Origin of the sequence: Pseudomonas sp. BIGb0176 (assembly GCF_024810175.1) — a bacterium.
Lineage (GTDB): Bacteria > Pseudomonadota > Gammaproteobacteria > Pseudomonadales > Pseudomonadaceae > Aquipseudomonas > Aquipseudomonas protegens.
Window position 1 is genome coordinate 546,795 of sequence record NZ_JANUEC010000002.1, and the last position, 17,429, is coordinate 564,223.

General features: G+C 58.7%; 21 protein-coding genes and 2 pseudogenes. 12 read left to right on the plus strand and 11 right to left on the minus strand.

Going from position 1 to position 17,429, the window contains the following annotated elements; genetic code table 11:
- Positions 1 to 150: 150 nt before the first annotated feature.
- The 5 genes and pseudogenes from M2395_RS13390 to M2395_RS13410 form a co-directional block, all read left to right on the plus strand.
- Positions 151 to 372: pseudogene (locus M2395_RS13390) on the plus strand (hypothetical protein); the annotation flags it as partial.
- Positions 365 to 580, plus strand: a complete 216-nt coding sequence (locus M2395_RS13395) for a hypothetical protein (protein WP_041116610.1) — start codon at positions 365 to 367, stop codon at positions 578 to 580. The pseudogene M2395_RS13390 and the gene M2395_RS13395, both read left to right, overlap by 8 nt.
- Positions 581 to 712: 132 nt before the next feature.
- A complete protein-coding gene (locus M2395_RS13400; protein WP_011059911.1) occupies positions 713 to 2,092 on the plus strand; it encodes a sodium:solute symporter in 1,380 nt (459 codons plus the stop codon).
- Between the two features lie 304 nt (positions 2,093 to 2,396).
- A complete protein-coding gene (locus M2395_RS13405) occupies positions 2,397 to 2,654 on the plus strand; it encodes a phosphopantetheine-binding protein (RefSeq protein ID WP_019093736.1) in 258 nt (85 codons plus the stop codon).
- A 27-nt stretch (positions 2,655 to 2,681) separates the two neighbouring features.
- Positions 2,682 to 2,942: a hypothetical protein gene (locus M2395_RS13410; RefSeq protein WP_011059909.1), complete on the plus strand. Its 261-nt coding sequence runs from the start codon at positions 2,682 to 2,684 to the stop codon at positions 2,940 to 2,942.
- Positions 2,943 to 3,030: 88 nt separating this feature from the next.
- On the opposite strand, the gene M2395_RS13415 is transcribed toward M2395_RS13410, so the two are convergent.
- On the minus strand, positions 3,031 to 3,159 hold the full coding sequence (locus M2395_RS13415) for a PA1414 family protein (protein WP_011059908.1): 129 nt from the start codon (positions 3,157 to 3,159) through the stop codon (positions 3,031 to 3,033).
- A gap of 133 nt (positions 3,160 to 3,292) precedes the next feature.
- A complete protein-coding gene (locus M2395_RS13420; protein WP_011059907.1) occupies positions 3,293 to 4,186 on the minus strand; it encodes a putrescine utilization regulator PtrR in 894 nt (297 codons plus the stop codon).
- 104 nt (positions 4,187 to 4,290) lie between these two features.
- Between M2395_RS13420 and M2395_RS13425 the strand changes: the two genes are divergently transcribed.
- Complete coding sequence (locus tag M2395_RS13425) at positions 4,291 to 5,451, plus strand: YbfB/YjiJ family MFS transporter (RefSeq protein ID WP_077933572.1); 1,161 nt, start codon at positions 4,291 to 4,293, stop codon at positions 5,449 to 5,451.
- An 8-nt stretch (positions 5,452 to 5,459) separates the two neighbouring features.
- Here the strand turns inward: M2395_RS13425 and M2395_RS13430 are convergent, their stop codons facing one another.
- The 3 genes from M2395_RS13430 to M2395_RS13440 form a co-directional block, all read right to left on the minus strand.
- Positions 5,460 to 6,383 carry a DMT family transporter gene (locus tag M2395_RS13430; protein WP_053150154.1) on the minus strand — a complete coding sequence of 308 codons (924 nt, stop codon included), beginning with the start codon at positions 6,381 to 6,383 and terminating at the stop codon, positions 5,460 to 5,462.
- Positions 6,384 to 6,469: 86 nt separating this feature from the next.
- Positions 6,470 to 6,892, minus strand: coding sequence for a DUF2177 family protein (locus M2395_RS13435; protein WP_077933571.1), 423 nt, complete (start codon positions 6,890 to 6,892; stop codon positions 6,470 to 6,472).
- 28 nt (positions 6,893 to 6,920) lie between these two features.
- Positions 6,921 to 7,757, minus strand: a complete 837-nt coding sequence (locus tag M2395_RS13440; RefSeq protein WP_026020046.1) for a S1 RNA-binding domain-containing protein — start codon at positions 7,755 to 7,757, stop codon at positions 6,921 to 6,923.
- 342 nt (positions 7,758 to 8,099) lie between these two features.
- Between M2395_RS13440 and M2395_RS13445 the strand changes: the two genes are divergently transcribed.
- The 3 genes from M2395_RS13445 (at position 8,100) to M2395_RS13455 (ending at position 10,140) form a co-directional block, all read left to right on the plus strand.
- A complete protein-coding gene (locus tag M2395_RS13445) occupies positions 8,100 to 8,288 on the plus strand; it encodes a hypothetical protein (protein WP_016962619.1) in 189 nt (62 codons plus the stop codon).
- Positions 8,289 to 8,485: 197 nt separating this feature from the next.
- Positions 8,486 to 9,205, plus strand: a complete 720-nt coding sequence (locus M2395_RS13450) for a TorF family putative porin (RefSeq protein ID WP_011059901.1) — start codon at positions 8,486 to 8,488, stop codon at positions 9,203 to 9,205.
- 65 nt (positions 9,206 to 9,270) lie between these two features.
- Complete coding sequence (locus M2395_RS13455; protein ID WP_123430230.1) at positions 9,271 to 10,140, plus strand: DUF6279 family lipoprotein; 870 nt, start codon at positions 9,271 to 9,273, stop codon at positions 10,138 to 10,140.
- A gap of 7 nt (positions 10,141 to 10,147) precedes the next feature.
- On the opposite strand, the gene M2395_RS13460 is transcribed toward M2395_RS13455, so the two are convergent.
- Complete coding sequence (locus tag M2395_RS13460; protein ID WP_011059899.1) at positions 10,148 to 10,540, minus strand: hypothetical protein; 393 nt, start codon at positions 10,538 to 10,540, stop codon at positions 10,148 to 10,150.
- Positions 10,541 to 10,737: 197 nt separating this feature from the next.
- Between M2395_RS13460 and M2395_RS13465 the strand changes: the two genes are divergently transcribed.
- On the plus strand, positions 10,738 to 11,481 hold the full coding sequence (locus tag M2395_RS13465) for a thioredoxin family protein (RefSeq protein ID WP_053149676.1): 744 nt from the start codon (positions 10,738 to 10,740) through the stop codon (positions 11,479 to 11,481).
- A gap of 117 nt (positions 11,482 to 11,598) precedes the next feature.
- Positions 11,599 to 12,546 carry a GyrI-like domain-containing protein gene (locus M2395_RS13470; protein ID WP_041116594.1) on the plus strand — a complete coding sequence of 316 codons (948 nt, stop codon included), beginning with the start codon at positions 11,599 to 11,601 and terminating at the stop codon, positions 12,544 to 12,546.
- A gap of 141 nt (positions 12,547 to 12,687) precedes the next feature.
- Here the strand turns inward: M2395_RS13470 and M2395_RS13475 are convergent, their stop codons facing one another.
- Complete coding sequence (locus M2395_RS13475; RefSeq protein WP_053156871.1) at positions 12,688 to 13,269, minus strand: hypothetical protein; 582 nt, start codon at positions 13,267 to 13,269, stop codon at positions 12,688 to 12,690.
- Positions 13,270 to 13,558: 289 nt separating this feature from the next.
- Here M2395_RS13475 and M2395_RS13480 point away from each other — a divergent pair, with 289 nt between their 5' ends.
- Complete coding sequence (locus M2395_RS13480; RefSeq protein WP_077933569.1) at positions 13,559 to 13,831, plus strand: hypothetical protein; 273 nt, start codon at positions 13,559 to 13,561, stop codon at positions 13,829 to 13,831.
- A gap of 30 nt (positions 13,832 to 13,861) precedes the next feature.
- Here M2395_RS13480 and M2395_RS13485 read toward each other — a convergent pair whose 3' ends face one another.
- From M2395_RS13485 to M2395_RS31825, 4 genes and pseudogenes are all read right to left on the minus strand, one after another.
- A complete protein-coding gene (locus M2395_RS13485) occupies positions 13,862 to 14,467 on the minus strand; it encodes a hypothetical protein (protein ID WP_123430229.1) in 606 nt (201 codons plus the stop codon).
- A gap of 274 nt (positions 14,468 to 14,741) precedes the next feature.
- On the minus strand, positions 14,742 to 15,050 hold the full coding sequence (locus M2395_RS13490) for a hypothetical protein (protein ID WP_148071250.1): 309 nt from the start codon (positions 15,048 to 15,050) through the stop codon (positions 14,742 to 14,744).
- 212 nt (positions 15,051 to 15,262) lie between these two features.
- Positions 15,263 to 15,649, minus strand: coding sequence for a hypothetical protein (locus tag M2395_RS13495; RefSeq protein ID WP_148071249.1), 387 nt, complete (start codon positions 15,647 to 15,649; stop codon positions 15,263 to 15,265).
- A gap of 1,155 nt (positions 15,650 to 16,804) precedes the next feature.
- Positions 16,805 to 17,240, minus strand: a pseudogene (locus M2395_RS31825) (adhesin); the annotation flags it as partial.
- Positions 17,241 to 17,429: the final 189 nt, after the last annotated feature.

Consider the following 17,429-nt stretch of genomic DNA (forward strand, 5'->3'; position numbering starts at 1 on the left):
TGCGCGCCGCCAGACCGTTTGCGGCGCAAAGCGGTACTACCCGCTTCATCTTTACCCCGTCCTCGACTGCTGTTGCGCAATGCCTGCCAGGCATTAGCCGGCCGATGACGGGCCAAGGATGGTTCCGAGGTGCGGTGACGCATCCCGGACAACGCCGTCGTCCGCCCACAAGGGGACGGCGCCGGATTGACTCATGACGTAGCCACGAAGCTGCGCATGCAAGGGGAGCAAGACTTCAGCCAGGAACGCGAAACCATTGGGTCTCGCACAAAACAACAAGGCCTCTGGCTGGCCTGTCACAACCATTTGTCCGCTGTGCCGGAAAGGGCTGCCACCCCCTTAGCCAATGTGATCGGAGCAGATCATGAATAACAACAAAGAAAAAACCCCTAGCAACATCGCAACCAACAGGATCGGACAGATCCTCGAGCACCAGCGCGACACCAGGCCTTGCGACCTGTTTCGCCTGCCCTCCGGCCTGGCCAGCACCGCCATCGCCACTCTCGAAACTGCGCACTCCAGCATGGCCAGCCGCTGTACCAGCGGGCTGCTGGCAAGTCGCGCGCTAATGCCCGGATAACCTCCTGGAGCGGCCGGCCTCGCGATAGAGCCCCTGGGTCTTGCACAAGATTTGACCCCGCCTTCGCTGAGCAGCCAGCACCTGCATGAACCGTTTGTTTCACATAAAAAAGATAATCGGAGACACGCCACCATGGCTTTAGATCTATTTGTCGTACTCATCTATGCCGCCGGCATGCTCGTACTCGGCTACTACGGCATGCGCAAGGCCAAGACCCACGAGGACTACCTGGTGGCCGGCCGCAACCTGGGCCCGACCCTGTACATGGGCACCATGGCCGCCACGGTCCTGGGCGGTGCCTCCACCGTCGGCACCGTGCGCCTGGGCTATGTCCACGGCATTTCCGGTTTCTGGCTGTGCGCCGCCCTGGGGGCGGGGATCATTGCCCTGAACCTGCTGCTGGCCAAGCCGCTGCTCAAGCTGCGCATCTTCACCGTCACCCAGGTGCTGGAGAAGCGCTACAACCCCATGGCCCGCCAGGCCAGCGCAGTGATCATGCTGGCCTACGCGCTGATGATCGGGGTGACTTCGATCCTCGCCATCGGCACCGTTCTGCAAGTGCTGTTCGGCCTGCCGTTCTGGGTTTCGGTTTTGCTGGGCGGCGGCGTGGTGGTGGTGTACTCGGCGATCGGCGGCATGTGGTCGCTGACCCTGACCGACATCGTCCAGTTCGTGATCAAGACCGTGGGCCTGATGTTCATCCTGTTGCCGATCTGCCTGTACCGCGTAGGCGGCTGGGATGAGTTGGTGGCCAAGCTGCCAGCGTCCAGTTTCAGCTTCACCGCCATCGGCTGGGACACCATCATCACCTACTTCATGATCTACTTCTTCGGCATCCTGATCGGCCAGGACATCTGGCAACGGGTGTTCACCGCCAAGACCGAGAAAGTCGCGCAATACGCCGGCACCCTGGCGGGCTTCTACTGCATCCTCTACGGCCTGGCCTGCGCCCTGATCGGCATGGCCGCCCATGTTCTGCTGCCGGACCTGGACAACGTCAACAACGCCTTTGCCGCCATCGTCAAAGCCTCGCTGCCGGACGGCATCCGTGGCCTGGTGATCGCTGCGGCGCTGGCCGCCATGATGTCCACTGCCAGCGCCGGCCTGCTGGCCGCCTCCACCACCCTGACCGAAGACCTGCTGCCAAGGCTGCGCGGCGGCAAGCAATCGAGCCTGGGGATCAACCGCCTGTTCACCTTCCTCACCGGCATCGTGGTGCTGGGCATTGCCCTGGTGGTCAACGACGTGATCAGCGCCCTGACCCTGGCCTACAACCTGTTGGTGGGCGGCATGCTGATCCCGCTGATCGGCGCCATTTTCTGGAAACGCGCCACCACTGCAGGCGCTATCGCCAGCATGGGCCTGGGCTTCGTCACGGCTCTGGCCTTCATGTTCAAGGACGGCCTGGATGCCAACACACCGATCTACTACAGCCTGGCCGTGGGCCTGGTGAGTTTCGTGGTGGTGAGCCTGGCTTCCCGGCGCCCTGCGCCCCTGGCCAACGCAATCTGACGTGAAGCCGGAGGTCTGAAGCTTTTCTTCGACGGGTGCGGCGTCGGTGGCCGCACCCGTTTTTTTTCGCCTGGCAAAAGCCTCGCGGCACCGACGGGCAAAGCCCGCAGCCATTTTCGTCAGGACCATGAATGGACGAATGGTTACCCCGCCGGAAAAAAAACTGTGCTGTACTCAGATCCAGCGACGACTGTTCCCGCAGGAAAACAGTACAAGGATCGCTGGCCGCCTCAGTGCACGCTATCGCTTCACCCTTGGATGGGGTCATAAAACAATAAGAGCCTCTCCCTGCCCCGAGGTGTTTATGGACCGCTTCTCCATCCAGCAAAGCATCCGTCATGCCATCGATGCACAAATGGCCCAGAAGTGGCCAACCCCGCCCTGCCAGGCCCGCGAACACGACACCTATTCCCTGGACCTCAAGGCCCTGCTGCACAGCCTGGAGCGAGAGTTCAACATTCGCCTGGATCCCGACCGCGACCTGTATCGAATCAGCAGCATCAGCGAGCTGAGCCTGTTCATCCTGGAAAAGACCCGCGCCGACGCTGCCCGTCCCGCCTGACCTGCTGTCGTATCGGGAGCAACGCAGATGAATCGGGCCCAAGCGCGCGCGGCAGTGCACCTGCTCATTCGCCACTGGCTGGATGAGCCTGTGGATTTCGATGACCAGAGCGGTCTCTCTGAACTGGGGCTGGACAGGGATGATATCGAGGCGCTGCTGTGGCGCCTGGAGGACAGGTTCGACCTGGGTGTCTTGCCCCGTGAAGAGCAGCGAGCGCTCGGGCAACTGGAAAGGGTGGATGACCTGGTGCAATGGTTATTGGAAAAGGCCCGGCAAAACCAGGATTGACCCGATTGCCCCAGGCCTGTGGCCCAGCGACTGCCGGCTAGAAAACATCCGCGAGAGCCGGAGCCTGCACTCCGCTCTCGCCTCTGCTTCAGCGACGACGTTGTTGACGGCGCCGCAGCTCTTCGTCGGTAGGAATCGGCACCGGTTGCAGCGGTGGCTCGATCAGGCCCAGTGCGACGCCAAGGTCGTGCAGCCAGCTTTGCAGTTTGTCTTTCATAGTGCCCCCTCAGGGTCGTGCCGAGCGGCGATACTGCGCCGCCTCAAGCAGATAATAGCCCTATCTTTTCCAGCGCGCTGCTGCGCAATGGCAATGAACTGTTACTGGATTAAAGCCAATGGCCATCGGGTGCTCAAGCATGGGCCCGCGCCTGCTGCGCAAGCTGCACGCCAGCGCCCTGTTGCAGCTCGATCCAGGCATTGAGGTTGGCCCCGACCATGCCCTTGCGCCACATCAGCCAGGTAGTGGCACGGGCAAAAGGCTCGGCCAGGGCATGCACCGCCACGCTTTCGCGCCCCGGCAGGCTGTCGAGCATCGACTGAGCCATCAGCGCCACCCCGGAACCGGCGATCACACAGGCCAGCATGCCCTGATAGGACTCGATCTCCATGGCCCGCCCCATCGCGGCGTGGTAGTGGGCAAACCAGGATTCCAGACGCATGCGATAGGAGCAGCCCTGGCGAAAGGTGAACACCGCACGGCCCTCCACGTCCCGGGCCGTACGCACCGGCGGATGGTCGGCTTCGCTGATCAGTACCAGGGTCTCGTCGCACAGGGGCACGCCATCCAGGCCTGCCAGCTCCAGCGGCCCGTCCACCAGGGCCGCATCCAGGCGCCCGGTGAGCAAGCCTTCGAGCAACTCGCCGCTGGGCCCGGACTGCACCTGCAGGTTCACCGCCGGATAAGCCCGGTGATAACGCGCCAGCAATGCAGGCAAGTGAATCGCCGCGGTGCTGTACATGGTGCCCAGGACAAACTCCCCGGCCGGCTGACCGCCCTGCACCGCGGCATGGGCCTCGTCGTGCAAGGCGAACAGGCGCGCGGCGTAATCCAGCAGCACCTTGCCCGCCGGCGACAACTGCAGGCGCTGACGCTCGCGCAGGAACAGTTCGACCCCCAGTTGCTCCTCCAGTTGCTTGAGCCGGGTCGAGAGGTTCGACGGCACTCGGTGCAGGCGCTCGGCGGCGCGAGTGATGGAGCCTTCCTCGGCCACGGCCTGGAAGATGCGCAATTGGCTGAACTCCATGACTTTCTCCAAAACTGAACAAGTTACTCAATATTATTCATTTTTAAAGAAAGTCAATCAGTCCTAGCCTGACGGTCATTGTCCCCATCGATGGAAAGCCGACCATGTCTCCCCTGCTCCGCCTGCTCGCCAGCTTCATTGCCCTGATGATGGCCATGGGCATTGGCCGCTTCGCCCTGACCCCGCAACTGCCGCACCTGATCAGCGAAGGCCAGGTCGACCTGACCGCCGCCGGGCTGATTGCCGCCGCCAATTACCTGGGCTATTTCCTCGGAGCCCTGGACGCCATGTTCGCCCGGCGTCCGGCCCAGGTGCGCCTGCGCCTGCTGGGCGGCTTGTGGCTGTGCGTGCTGCTGACCCTGGCCTCGTTCTGGGCCCAGGGCTTCTGGCCGCACCTGCTGCTGCGCTTCGGCACCGGGGTGGCCAGCGCCTGGGTGCTGGTGATGATCACGGCGCTGAGCCAACCCCTGGCCCAGGCGGCGGGGCGGCCACGCCTCGGGGCCCTGGTGTTCGCCGGCCCGGGGCTGGGCATCATGCTCACCGGGCTACTGGCCCTGGGCTCCAATCTTCTGGGGCAAAGCTCGGCCAACCTGTGGCTGCTGTATGCCGCGGTCGCCTTGTTGATGCTGCTGGTGATCCTGCCGATCCTGCCCCCGGCCTCGGCGCGCCCCAGTGGCGAAACGCAGAGCGCCTGCGCCACTGAGCACAGCGTGGCGCGCCTGGGGCTGGTCTACGCCCTGTATGGCGTGGGCTACATCATCCCCGCGACCTTCCTTTCGCAGATGGCCAATGCGCGCTTCCAGGGCCAGTGGCAGGCCGACCTGTTCTGGCCCGGTTTCGGCCTGGCCGCGGCCGTAGGCGTGGCCCTGGCCAGCCTGCGTCGGCACACCCCGCACAGCACCCGGCAATGGCTGATGGCGACCTTGTGGCTGCAGGCCGCCGGGGTCTTTGCCTGCCTGCTGGGCAGTGGCCTGGGGCTGGTATTGGGCGTGTTGCTGTGCGGCACGCCGTTCCTGGCCTGCATGCAGTTGGTGATGCAGCGCTCCCGGGAGCTGGCACCGCAGTCGGCCCAGCGCAACGCCGGCCTGCTCACTGCCTGCTTTGCCGTGGGCCAGTTGAGCGGCCCGTTGCTGGCCGCCCTGAGCAGCCACTTCAGCGGCGACCTGCAACTGGCGCTGGTGGTGGCGGGCTGCGGCTTGCTGATCGGCGCCAGCCTGCTCTGGCAACTGCGACCAAGGGCACAGCGCTGTGCGTTCGTCTCGTGAAGCGCGGGCTACAACAAGCGCTGGATCCGCCGCCGCAGCCACTGTTCGGCGCTGACGAAGGTAATACCCAGCAGCACCAGCATTGCCCCCAGCACGAAGTTGAGGCTCAAGGGCTCGTCCAGTAACAGCACGCCGAAGGTCACGCCGAACATCGGGGTCATGAAGGAAAACACTGCCAGGTTCGCCGCCAGATAACGCCGCAGCAGCCAGAACCAGGTCAGGTAGCTGAAGAACGATACCACCAGCCCCTGGAACAACACGCTGGCCACCGCTACCGGAGTCAGGCTGACCTGGGTCACCTGGCCGCTGAGCACGGCGATCAGCAACAGGCCGACGAAACCGACGATCAACTGATAGAACAGGGTCAGGGTCGCCGGCGCCTCGGACAGCCGCGAAGCCCGCACCACCACTGTGGTCGCGCCCCAGGCCAGCCCCGCCAGCAATCCCAGAATGTCGCCCAGGAGCATGCGCCGGTCCAGGTTGTCCAGGGAGATCCCGCCGGCAAAGGCAATGCTGATGCCGATAAAGGCCAGGACGATCCCCAACCATTGCAAGGGCCGCAAGCGTTCGCTGGGCAACAGCCAATTGACCCCAAGGGCGGTGAAGATCGGTGCGGTGTAGAGAAACACCGACATGTGCGCGGCACTGGTGAGCTTCAGGCCTTCGGCGATAAACAGGAACTCCAGGCCGAACAGAGCGCCGGCCAGCAAGCCGCCGCGCCAGGTACTGGAAACCTGGGACCAGCCGCCTTTCCAGCACATCAGTACAGCCACCAGCAGCGCCGAGATCCCCGAACGGGCGGCCGCCTGCATGATGGGCGCAATGTCCGCCGCGGCCCACTTGATCATCACCTGCTGCACGCCCCAGATCAGGCACAGCCCCAACATCACCTGCAGGGCAAACCCATCGGCGTTGCGCCGTTCGATGCTCACCGCCATACCTCACATTGATTCAATGACATGACCCCTACCCGAAATAAAGAACTGCCGCCGCGCCTGACGGGTCCCCTGGAGCAGACCTAGTTTCCGCCGTTTGCGCCAGGCACCCAGCGGCAGGCACAGAAGACGCCGAAACTGCAGGCCAGGGCACTGGCCAGCATGCCCCAGGCCATGTCCAGCAGCGCCAGGGAAGCCGACCAGCCCTGCAAGGTCGCCCAGTTGCTCAGGTCATAAGTGCCGTAGGCCACCAGCCCGAGCAGCGCCCCCAGGCACGCAGCCCGGCGCCAGCCGCCCTGCTGCAGGGCGGGCCGCACTGCGAACAGCAGGCAACCGCTAACGTAGAGGAGGTAGAACAGCGCTGCCGGCAGCAGCCGTGGCTGTTCCAGCAGCAGCGTCCCCAACTGGGCCCGGTAGGTTTCGCCCATCATCAGCCCCAGCCAGAGCGCGTCGAGTAGCAGGAACGCCAGCAAGGTGGCGAGCCAGGCAACCAGCGTGGTTTTCATAAGCCTCGCCCGCAGCGTGAATTGAGTCTCAGCTTAGCTCGATACGATCCGCGTGAATGACAATCTGGCCCTGCTTGTAGAGGGCACCGATGGCCTTCTTGAAGTTGCCCTTGCTAACCCCGAACAAACTGCTGATCAAGGCCGGGTCGCTCTTGTCGCTGACCGCCAGCGAGCCATCGTTTTCCCGCAACTTGGCGAGGATCTTCGAGTTCAGGCTGGTGGCCGCCTGTTCACCGACAGGTTGCAGACTCAGGCTGATCTTGCCGTCGGCGCGCACTTCCTTGATGAAACCTTTCTCTTGCATCCCCGAGCGCAGGAACTTGAACACTTCGTTCTTGTGGATCAGGCCCCAGTGCTTGTTGTTGATGATGGCCTTGAAGCCCATGTCAGTGGACTCGGCCACCAGCAAGTCGACTTCCTGGCCGGCCTTGTAGTTGGCCGGCGTCTTGTCCAGGTAGCGGTCCAGACGGGCCGTGGCGGTGATACGGCGAGTGTGCTTGTCCAGGTAGACATGCACCACGCAGTATTCGCCGGCGTTCATCTGGCGCTTTTCCTCGGAGTACGGCAGCAGCAGATCCTTGGGCAGCCCCCAGTCCAGGAACACCCCGATACTGTTAACTTCGACGACTTTAAGACTGGCGAACTCACCAACTTGAACTTTCGGCTTTTCGGTAGTTGCGATTAACTTGTCAGCACTGTCCAAGTAAACAAAAACATTCAGCCAGTCTTCATCTTCACTGGGAATGTCCTTGGGGATATAACGATTGGGCAGCAATATTTCGCCGTCCGCCCCACCGTCCAGATACAAACCAAAGTTAGTGTGTTTAACCACTTGCAAACTGTTGTAGCGCCCGACTAAAGCCATTTCCAATACCCTCATTGCGTGGGCGGCATTCTACCTGTTTTCCAGGCCTGCGTTGACGCTCCTGAATCGCCGGCCACGAAATCCTTGATTTTTCTGGCGTTCCCGGCGCTCAACCGGCCGCTCGTCAGGCAAACAGCCGTGCATCGAGCCTGTGCGGAGCACAGCGAGAGGGCATTTTTTTCGATGGGTCCTTAGTTAAAACAGCGACTTAGGAAAATCTCCGAAAAATAAACTTAGGAAAAACAGCAGCAAGCGCCTTTCTGTTCCAGGGGATATTTACCAAGCAATTGTCAAGTATTTCTGATAAGATGCCTGGCCAAATTAATTTTCCCGAAAGGTTAAATGGCCGCCATGCGAGTAAAAGCCTCCAACAGCAAAGCAAAACCAGCTCCCGCCGTTGAAACCAGTGAATCGATCAACGAACAGATCGCAGCGTTCCTGAAATCGGGCGGCGAAATCCAGCAGATCGCCAAAGGCGTCAGCGGCCAGACTTTCGGCCCGTCCAAGCAGATCAGCCTGGGCAAGAAGTAACTCCCCCGCGCATTATCCTGGTCCCTTAGCGCTTTGCCCTCAAAGCGCTAGGACTGGCACCCTCTCTCCTCCCCACTACCAGCAAATCGACGAACGGCCTTCAGCCAATGGCATTCGCCGGTATCCTTTACCCCCTCTAGATCAATCGTTTCAGCCGCCTTTCAGGTTGTCGCTCCGCGCAGTTCAGGGAGTGCTGCATGCTCAAATCCTCGTTGCTCGCCTGCAGCCTGCTGTTGGCCTGCCCCATTGCCCATGGGCAAATCTTCCAGCGCGAGCTGGGGGATTTCGACCTCAAGCTGGGCACCAGCCCCAGCCGGAGCATGGCCCAGGGCCTGGTCAAGCCGTCCTCAAGCGGCTCGTTCCACGGCGGCCTCGACCTGAGCCACGACAGTGGCTGGTATGCCGGCCAGTGGGCCCCCAGCATGGGCCTGAGCCCCTCCAGCAAACTGGAGGTGGATTCCTACCTAGGCTTCAAGCAGCCCTTCGACCAGACCCTGGGCTACGAACTGGGAATGATCCACTACAACTACCCGCAGTTGCGGACCCAGGACAGCCAGGAATTCTACGGCGGCCTGACCCTGCTCGGCAGCCGCTTCGGCGCGGCCTTCAGCAATGACCCGGACAAACGCAACAGCACCCTGTTCGCTGACCTGGGCGGCAACGTACCGTTCGGCATTGGCGTCAGCGTCAAATACACCACCCATCAACTGAACAATGGCGTCTCGATCGCCGACGGCGGCTACGTGGCCGGCTTCAATGACTGGTCGATCAAGCTCTCGCGCCCCTGGCTGGGGATCGACCTGAACCTGATCTACAGTGACTCCAGCCTCAGCGGCAACGACTGCAGCGCCTACTCCGGGCATAACCCGCAATGCGACGGCCTGCTCACCTTCAAGGCCGAACGGGCGTTCTACTGAACGTCTGAACTGCGAGGCGCCTTCAGGGTTCAGATACAGCAACCCGCACTCGCAAGGACTCGAACATGGCGCGCCGCTGGCACCTCCTCATTCCGCTCCTGATCATCAGCCTGCTGCTGGGCGCCTGTAGCCGGGTCGGCCTGGCCTATCGCAACCTGGATGTGATCATTCCCTGGAACCTCAACGACTACCTGGACATGAACAGCGAGCAGAAGAGCTGGTTCAACCAGCGCCTGCAGCAGCACCTGAGCTGGCATTGCACCACCCAGCTCCCGGGTTACCTGGACTGGCTCGACCGCCTGCAACTGATGGTGCAGAACAACCAGGTCAGCGACCAGGGCTTGCAAGAGCGCACCCGGGAAGCCAAGCAAGCCATCGCCGAAACCGCCCAGCAGATCACCCCGTCCGCCGTGGAGCTGCTCCAGGGTCTGAACGACCAGCAAGTCAAAGAGATGAATTCCGCCTTCGCCAAGGACCTGCAGGAACACCAGGAGCAATACCTCAAGCCGCCGTTGGCGCAACAGATAGAGCAGCGCAGCCAACGCATGAGCAAGCGCCTGAACGCCTGGCTCGGCTCCCTAAGCCCGAGCCAGCAGCAACGGGTGGAACAATGGTCCAGCAGCCTGGGCGAGCAGAACCAGCAGTGGATCGCCAACCGAGCCCACTGGCAGGCGCAATTCAGCGCGGCCGTGGAGCAACGGCAAAACAGCGATTTCCCACAACGTATCGAGCAATTGCTGGTACACCGCGAGAGCGTATGGACGCCGGACTATCGCCAAGCGTACGCCCACACCGAACAGGCCGCACGCAGCCTGCTGGTGGACCTGATGGCACAAAGCACCCCGGCCCAGCGTCAGCGCCTGCTGAAGAAAATCGACGGAGTGCGCAAGGACTTCGCCGAGCTCAAATGCCTGCAGAACGCCCGCCAGGGCTAGGTGCAACCTAGGCGATCTGGGCCTTGGAGGCCACCTGATCGAAGGTCGCCGGATCCAGCGCATCGGCCTGCTCATCCAGCACCTGGCGCGGGTGATCATTGCCCGGGATGCTGCTGTCGATCAGGCACAGCAGGCTGGAACCGCGGGGCGTGAGCACGAAGTTCTCGCCATTGCCCCCCTCCTCTTCCGGCCGGCTTTCGATAAAGCCACGGTCCAGCAGTAACTTTTCGTACTCGGTGGCGGTGACTTTCAGGTCATCCAGATTGCCGGTGGGCTCGCCTTCCGCCGCCTTGGCCGCCGCATGCTGCTCGGCATAGGGCCGCGGAGTGAAGCTGTGGCCGGCGCCGTTCTGCACTTCGTGCAGCAGCCGTTCGATCAGATCCCAGTTATAAGTCGTCATCCTGATTCAACCTCCAGACAAGCGAATGAAATGCCTTCACAAGTTGTGACCGGCAGGCCATTCAGCCGTTCAGGAAATCCACCCCAGCCCGCCGCCCCCTGATCGGAAAACCGCTGGGCGGTTTGTCGATCCACTCCAGCGCCAAACGACTAGCGTGTGTAAGACCCATCGCCCCCACTGCCTTGAGGAGAGATGTCATGTCCGTTACCGAGCATCCCGTGGTCTCCCGGGAACAATGGCTGCAAGCCCGCAAACAGCACCTGATCCACGAAAAGGCCTTTACCCGCCAGCGCGACCAGCTCAGCGCCGAACGCCGGGCGCTGCCCTGGGTAAAAATCGACAAGCCCTATCAGTTTCATGGCCCCGATGGCCCGCTGGGCCTGGCCGATCTGTTTGGCGACCACAGCCAACTGCTGGTCTACCACTTCATGTTTGCCGAAGGTTGGGAGGAAGGCTGCAAGGGCTGCTCGTTCGTCGCCGACCACTTCGATGGCGCCAACCAGCACCTGGCCCACCACGATGTAGCGCTGGTGGCCATCTCCCACGCCCCTTATGCCGAGTTCCAGGCCTTTCGCCAGCGCATGGGTTGGCATTTCGATTGGTACTCCAGCGCCGGCGACGACTTCAACCAGGACTTCGGCGTCAGCCTCAGCGCCGAGCAACTGGCCCAGGGCACTGCCAGCTACAACTACGAACAGGCCAGTGGCGATGAGCAGGAGTTGCCCGGGCTCAGCGTGTTCTACCGCAACCCGCAAGGTGAGATATTCCACACCTATTCCACCTATGCCCGCGGGCTGGACCTGTTGCTGGGGGCCTACAACTTCCTCGACCTGACGCCCAAGGGGCGCAACGAAGAGCAGATCATGGGCTGGGTCCGGCACCACGATCGCTACCAGGCAACGCCCCAGGGCAAGAGCAGCAGTTGCTGTTGTGACGATTGAGAACCTGTTCGCCGGCAGAACCTGCCGCAGGAGCCAGCTTGCCGGCGAATCGCACTCACAAACGGCACAAATCTGCGGCAGACTGTGACGACCCACCCAGCCAACTAAGCTGTAGACATGAGCGCCGCCTATCACAGCCTCCACGAATACACCCTGCGCATGAGCCGGGTGCTGGAGCATATCGACCAACACCTGGACCAACCCCTGGAGCTGGCGGACCTGGCGCGGGTCGCCCATTTCTCGCCCTACCACTTCCACCGCCTGTTCAGCGCCTGGGTCGGCGAGCCCCTGGGTGCCTACCTGCGCCGCCGACGCCTGGCCTGCGGTGCCTACCTCATGGCCAGCCGCCCCTCGGCCTCAGTGCTGGAAATTGCCCTGGAAGTCGGCTTCGGCTCCGGCGAGGCATTTTCCCGGGCCTTCAAACAGCACTTCTCGGTCTCCCCCAGCACCTGGCGCGATACCGAGCCCAAACGCTGGCACCGCCGCCTGGACGACATCCGCGAACGCCGCCTGCGTGAATTGCGCAATCCTGATCAGACCCACATCCCCGCCTTCGACGATCCTGACGCCTTCATTCACCTGAAGGAAACCGCGATGAAGGTCACCCTGCAGCAACTACCCGCCACCCGCGTGGCCTACCTGCGCTACATCGGCGCCTACGGCCCGGGCATTGGTGTTTTCTGGCGCGAAACCGCAGCGCCATGGATGCTCGAACATCAACTTTTCAACCGCGTGCGCTACGGCATCGGCCACGACGACCCGGACCTCACCCCCGCCGACAAATGCCGCTACGACGCCTGCGTGGAAGTGCCCGAAGACTTCAAGGCCAGCGCCCCGGCCGTCGTCACCACCTTGCCCGGTGGTCTCTACGCCGTGGCCCACTACCGCGGCCTGGGCCCGGCTATCGCCGACGCCTGGATCGAACTGTGCCGCGACTGGCTGCCCAAGAGCGGCCTGCAATTCGACCCGCGCCCGGCCTTCGAACGCTACCCGGGGGATGCCTTCTACGACGTCAAGACCGGGGAGCTGGAGTGTGAGATCTGCATTCCGGTGAAAAAGCTATAACCCCAAAAGCACGTTGATCCCCCTGTAGGAGCGAGCTCGCTCGCGAACAACGCCAACGATAACGCGCCGCTACTGAAAGAACGCGACGCCCTGGCGCTCATCGCGAGCGAGCTCGCTCCTACAATCCCCCCACACACTCACTCAACGAGAAGGAATGGCCGTGATATCGCGAACGATGAACCTCGGCAGAGCACGAATGTAGAAGTTCTCCACATCCGAATTACCGCTGTTGGTGATCGCCCCCAACATGGTCTTCATATTGCGCAACTGGCCCATGGCCCCGGCAGGCTGCAAACCATCGCGCTCCTGGGCGAAATGCAACACCTCGGCGCCGTCGCGCTTGACCTGCACCTTGTAGCCAAAGTCGACACTGGCAAGGATCGTATTGTCATCGACGACCATCGACACCAGCCCGCCCTGGGAATCACTGAGGCGGCGCTTGTACACCGCATCTACATCCAGCAGGTAGTCGGCACTGTCCTTGGTGGCGGCGTAGCGATTGGCATTGCCCAACTGCCGGATCAACTCCATGCCCAGTTGCTGGCGCAACTTGTCCTCGGGCAGAAAACGCTCGCTCTCGCCGACCAACTGCAGGTTGAAGGTGTCGATCCAGTAAGTCGCGTTGGCGGGAATCTGCACCGGTTTGGGCGAGATGTAATAGTCCGGCGTGGAGGCGCAACCGGCGAGCAAAGCGAGGGTGAAGAGCAGAGACAACAGACGCATGACGGATCTTCCTTGAGAAGGTTTTCAACAACGCACCGCCACCTAAAAACCACCTGTGGCATGGCGATAAGCGGCGGCATTGTAAGCCAGGAAAATCGCGGCGGACCGGCTCGAAAAGGTCCTCTCGACAAATTAGGAATTGCCTTACAGCAGAAGCAGACAATCCAGTAGGAATGAGGCTTAAAGGACAGGGTGGAACGCTGGATATAGTCGAGGGAGCGTTGAAAGAACGACCGGGTTTGGCGACCTGATCTACAGAGCCCCCAGCCAAACCAAAAACGCTCAATAAATGACGCGTTATCAAGCTATAACCGGCCACGACTGCAACATCCCCTCCCAGCTGATCGATACCCAAGCTCCCATAAACGTCCTGCACGATGCAGCGGCGTATCGCATTCGCGCTGTTACTCAACTGCTGGAGAACTTCGCGATTTCTGATGACGCGCCCAGAGGTGCAGCGGTGCTGCAGGAACTATCACTGGCGTGCAGCATTTTGCTGCGCGATGGGTGTGATTTGATGGATGTGGCGGGTCGATGGATGCAAGATCAGCTATCGGCATAAACAGGTAGGGGCGGTACAAAGCCGCCCCCTTTAGCCTGAGTACAGAGTGGGGAAATATTCATTGATACGTTCGTTGTGCAGTAATCGATCAACTGTAAAGTCCAACTGATCCGAAACAGCGATGCTTCTGCGCAATGGTTCAGGAAAATCCTCGATCGATGCGAAAACTGTTGGGAGCAGATATCTGAAGTAGTCACCCATCACCGTGTTGCCATAGTACCCTGCAGGATAATCCTCACCTCCGTAGCTGCCTTCAATAGCGTGATAGACAAAAAGGCCCTTATTGACTGGCAAATTCGTTTCACTGTAATGCCCCATTTTCGCCAGCTCACTTTCAAGACCATCTACAATAGACTTCTTACATAAGTAACTTCGGTGACGACAAGCAGAATACAGATCCAAATCAAAGCCACCATTTTTCTGCATTGGATAATCACAAAACTCTTTTGACTCCTCCCATATATATTCATTCATTCGATCGAGCGTTGACTCAACCGCAGCAATCCTGAGCAACGCCTTGGGCAAATCACCGAAGCAGTTATTCACCATCACAGCAATCCGCCCAAATTTATCCATTGCAAACCAAGTGAATATTGAGCCGAATCCAGGCTGCCAATTGACATCTAGAACAGACATATTTCCTTCACCTATAGAAATTTAAAAAATCGATATATATTTCCACCAAAATTTATTGTGAGAGAATGAATTTCTTCCAACTCTGCAAGGCGCCTGCAAATTCCTCAAGAGTCATATCTGAAAAATACGTCTCTTCATATAAGGAGTAAATTCTCGCTACCTTGCCGGCAAGAGCTACACTCCAAGCATCACGGCCCCAGTCAGCCATTTCAGCCTGACCACCGCTTATCTGAGAAACCTTGTCCAGCCCCTCCAGGCGAGCTAATAGGCCAGTTCATTTTTTAGCCACCACAGCAGCAAGCCCTCTTATTCCCTCCCAGTGGACAGAGTTGTACAAAGAATTTTTAGTCCAAATCTGCGAATTAGGCTCACCACTAGTAGATAAAATCTTCTCATCTAGATTTTGAATTGCCAATAACACGTATGCTGACACCAGCTCTCTAAAAACCTCAAGACCTTCTAAGACATCCTCCCAAATTAATGCAAGCTCATCTGCAACATTAACAAAAGGTGAAAATAAACGCACCTGCTCAGATGCTGGAATAGCCAAAGCTTGAATTATCCATTTTAATTTTGACAACATCAAACTAACCTCCAGAAACAAGCTTTGCCTTTTCCCCAGGATTCGGCTTATACGTTGAAGGATCAACTATCTTTATAGCTCCCTCCGTTGTAGTAGAAACTTTCTAATAAGCTCCTTCATGCCGACCTCCACCAGAATTAACTTGAATCTGCGAAATTTGGGGATACCCTTTCACCCCCACAATTAGACTCTTACTGAAACCACGAGTGAATTTAGAATAAGGCCTGTTTAAGCCAATCATCCCTCAGACCCGTTAAAATATTCAGAACGTTGGAATAACTCAAAAATGGCACCAAAAGAGAAAATCCAAAAGACTCACACTCAATATCTATAGGAAGATAAAAATCAAAGTCCTCTCTTTCACTAGAGAAAAAACTTGCATTCAAATGACTTTTTATAGCAACAACCTCCTCAAAAAGAACCTTGCGAACCTCATCTTTTTTCGAAACAAAAAATCCATCTACACATATATCTAAAACGCCGCTCTCAAGTTTTACAGAACAAAGCATCTGCCTTTCATCTGCAACCTCATAAAAACGCCCTCGACCCGATGCATCTAGTTGCCTCATTCTTTTTTCAAGGGTACGACGTATCTTCACTTCTCAAGCCCTTTTAAGAACCCTTTTAACCCTTCTCGGGTAGCGGGGGAAACTGAAGGAAAAATTTTTCTTAACATTATCCACACTACCCGTACCCAACATCGCTCCTTCCTCAGTTGCATAGCGGCCGTTTAAAGTAATTCTCTCTGCCCCTTGAGATTGAGCATAGTCGAGCATCTGTTTCAACGGCCGACCAACTCAGCAGTACCATTTGGTCCATAACCAAAATACCTCTTTGAAGCACCTACAGAAAGTCTTTAAATATTATTTAACCATTACTCAAACTAACCTTATGAGAATAGATTTTTCCTATACCACTCGCAGCATCAAAAGAAGCAGAGCTCAAGTTTTTAGAGGTATTCTTTGAACTATCTGACTCACTATACATCACCCCCGGATTCAGCTTGTACTCCAGAATCACATAGGCACCATCCTTCTGCACCCCATCCAGTTGAGTACCGCCGGTATGTGGCGTTGTAATAACTCCGCCACCCTCAGCGTAGCCCCCACTGGCAGGATTCAGTCCTGATGCATCAACAATCGGATGGACCAGCTTTCGGTTTTCATCATCAAGCAGGTGAATTGGGAACGGCATAACAGTTAGCAATTCCCAGAGCGCCATTGAAACCCTTAGCTGACTCTGCACCTCCTCCGCTTTTACAGAAACACCCTGACTAGCACTTTTAACCATAGAGTTGGCGGCATTACGCATCCGCTCTTGATTTTCAGGTGTGGACGCTTGATAAGCCAGTGCACCAATCAGGGCAAGCATAACCCCCGAACTAGCGAGCCCCTGAGCATAGTTATTTGCGCCTGCAGGAGAATCGCCGAGGCGGCCGATGAGCGCTGTCAGTTCAACTGACTTCTCAGGGCTCTGACGGGCAATTTCCTGCATGCGAGCGACGAGAAGCTTTTCCCCGTCAGATTTTGGATCTCCGAACTTCTGCTTGAGTCGAAACTCAATAGCCTCCGCACGTCTGTTCTCATCCTTACTAAAGGCTTTTAGATAGTTTTCGGTTTCTATCAGGACCCTATTAATTTCTTCGGATGTACCCTGAAGATTGTCTGGCGACGCGATTAGAACGCCCATGCTGGCCAAGAGGAGGGTTAGCTTTACTATCGTCTCCTGGCTTTTTTCCCCATACAACTCAACACTCTTCTTCCACTGCTCATACGCCTTCTTCGGGCTCGCCACCGCTCCAAGGGAAGAACTGCTCGCATACAGATCCGTACGCGACTCCTCATCCTTGGTGATCTCATATGCCTTGCTCACATCCCGGTTCAGCCCGGCCGTTGAATCGGCCCCGGTCTCGGCATCCTTGCGCACCACGATCTCGCCCGCCCCGACGGTGGCGCGCACGATCTGCTCGCGGTTCTTCTGGTAATCCCAGCCGCTGACGCTCCAGCCGGTTTCACCTTCCTTGCCTTTACCCACTTGGCTGCTGTCTTGTGTGGTGCCACTACCGGAGCTGTAGGTGCCGCCCACGTTCAGGTAATAGCCGTGTTCCTTGTCCTGGCCGGCAATATCGCTGAAGCCCAGGGTGCCGGTGTCCAGCTTGAGGTTGCCGTTGTCGGCAAAGATCAGAGTGCCAAAGCCACTCGTTTCTCTCGCGACATATATAGAGTTAGAACTGAATCACTCATCTTTTACGCGGACACTAAGAGCAGAACTATTTAACACGAAACAACCCACTCTTCTTCCAGACAAGCAACATACAAAAAAACTTCTTAACCCCTCCTAAATATCACTCTGCAATACACCACCCACGACACATACAAC

Excerpts from the sequence above, each read along its gene's own strand:
- M2395_RS13445 (WP_016962619.1), top strand. The coding sequence starts at position 8,100 with ATGGCCGCCATGCGAGTAAAAGCCTCCAACAGCAAAGCAAAACCAGCT.
- M2395_RS13470 (WP_041116594.1), top strand. The coding sequence starts at position 11,599 with ATGAGCGCCGCCTATCACAGCCTCCACGAATACACCCTGCGCATGAGC.
- M2395_RS13440 (WP_026020046.1), bottom strand. The coding sequence starts at position 7,757 with ATGGCTTTAGTCGGGCGCTACAACAGTTTGCAAGTGGTTAAACACACT.
- M2395_RS13485 (WP_123430229.1), bottom strand. The coding sequence starts at position 14,467 with ATGTCTGTTCTAGATGTCAATTGGCAGCCTGGATTCGGCTCAATATTC.
- M2395_RS13435 (WP_077933571.1), bottom strand. The coding sequence starts at position 6,892 with ATGAAAACCACGCTGGTTGCCTGGCTCGCCACCTTGCTGGCGTTCCTG.
- M2395_RS13475 (WP_053156871.1), bottom strand. The coding sequence starts at position 13,269 with ATGCGTCTGTTGTCTCTGCTCTTCACCCTCGCTTTGCTCGCCGGTTGC.
- M2395_RS13455 (WP_123430230.1), top strand. The coding sequence starts at position 9,271 with ATGGCGCGCCGCTGGCACCTCCTCATTCCGCTCCTGATCATCAGCCTG.
- M2395_RS13425 (WP_077933572.1), top strand. The coding sequence starts at position 4,291 with ATGTCTCCCCTGCTCCGCCTGCTCGCCAGCTTCATTGCCCTGATGATG.
- M2395_RS13465 (WP_053149676.1), top strand. The coding sequence starts at position 10,738 with ATGTCCGTTACCGAGCATCCCGTGGTCTCCCGGGAACAATGGCTGCAA.
- M2395_RS13405 (WP_019093736.1), top strand. The coding sequence starts at position 2,397 with ATGGACCGCTTCTCCATCCAGCAAAGCATCCGTCATGCCATCGATGCA.
- M2395_RS13480 (WP_077933569.1), top strand. The coding sequence starts at position 13,559 with ATGACGCGTTATCAAGCTATAACCGGCCACGACTGCAACATCCCCTCC.
- M2395_RS13400 (WP_011059911.1), top strand. The coding sequence starts at position 713 with ATGGCTTTAGATCTATTTGTCGTACTCATCTATGCCGCCGGCATGCTC.
- M2395_RS13415 (WP_011059908.1), bottom strand. The coding sequence starts at position 3,159 with ATGAAAGACAAACTGCAAAGCTGGCTGCACGACCTTGGCGTCGCACTG.
- M2395_RS13420 (WP_011059907.1), bottom strand. The coding sequence starts at position 4,186 with ATGGAGTTCAGCCAATTGCGCATCTTCCAGGCCGTGGCCGAGGAAGGC.
- M2395_RS13490 (WP_148071250.1), bottom strand. The coding sequence starts at position 15,050 with ATGTTGTCAAAATTAAAATGGATAATTCAAGCTTTGGCTATTCCAGCA.
- M2395_RS13460 (WP_011059899.1), bottom strand. The coding sequence starts at position 10,540 with ATGACGACTTATAACTGGGATCTGATCGAACGGCTGCTGCACGAAGTG.
- M2395_RS13395 (WP_041116610.1), top strand. The coding sequence starts at position 365 with ATGAATAACAACAAAGAAAAAACCCCTAGCAACATCGCAACCAACAGG.
- M2395_RS13410 (WP_011059909.1), top strand. The coding sequence starts at position 2,682 with ATGAATCGGGCCCAAGCGCGCGCGGCAGTGCACCTGCTCATTCGCCAC.
- M2395_RS13450 (WP_011059901.1), top strand. The coding sequence starts at position 8,486 with ATGCTCAAATCCTCGTTGCTCGCCTGCAGCCTGCTGTTGGCCTGCCCC.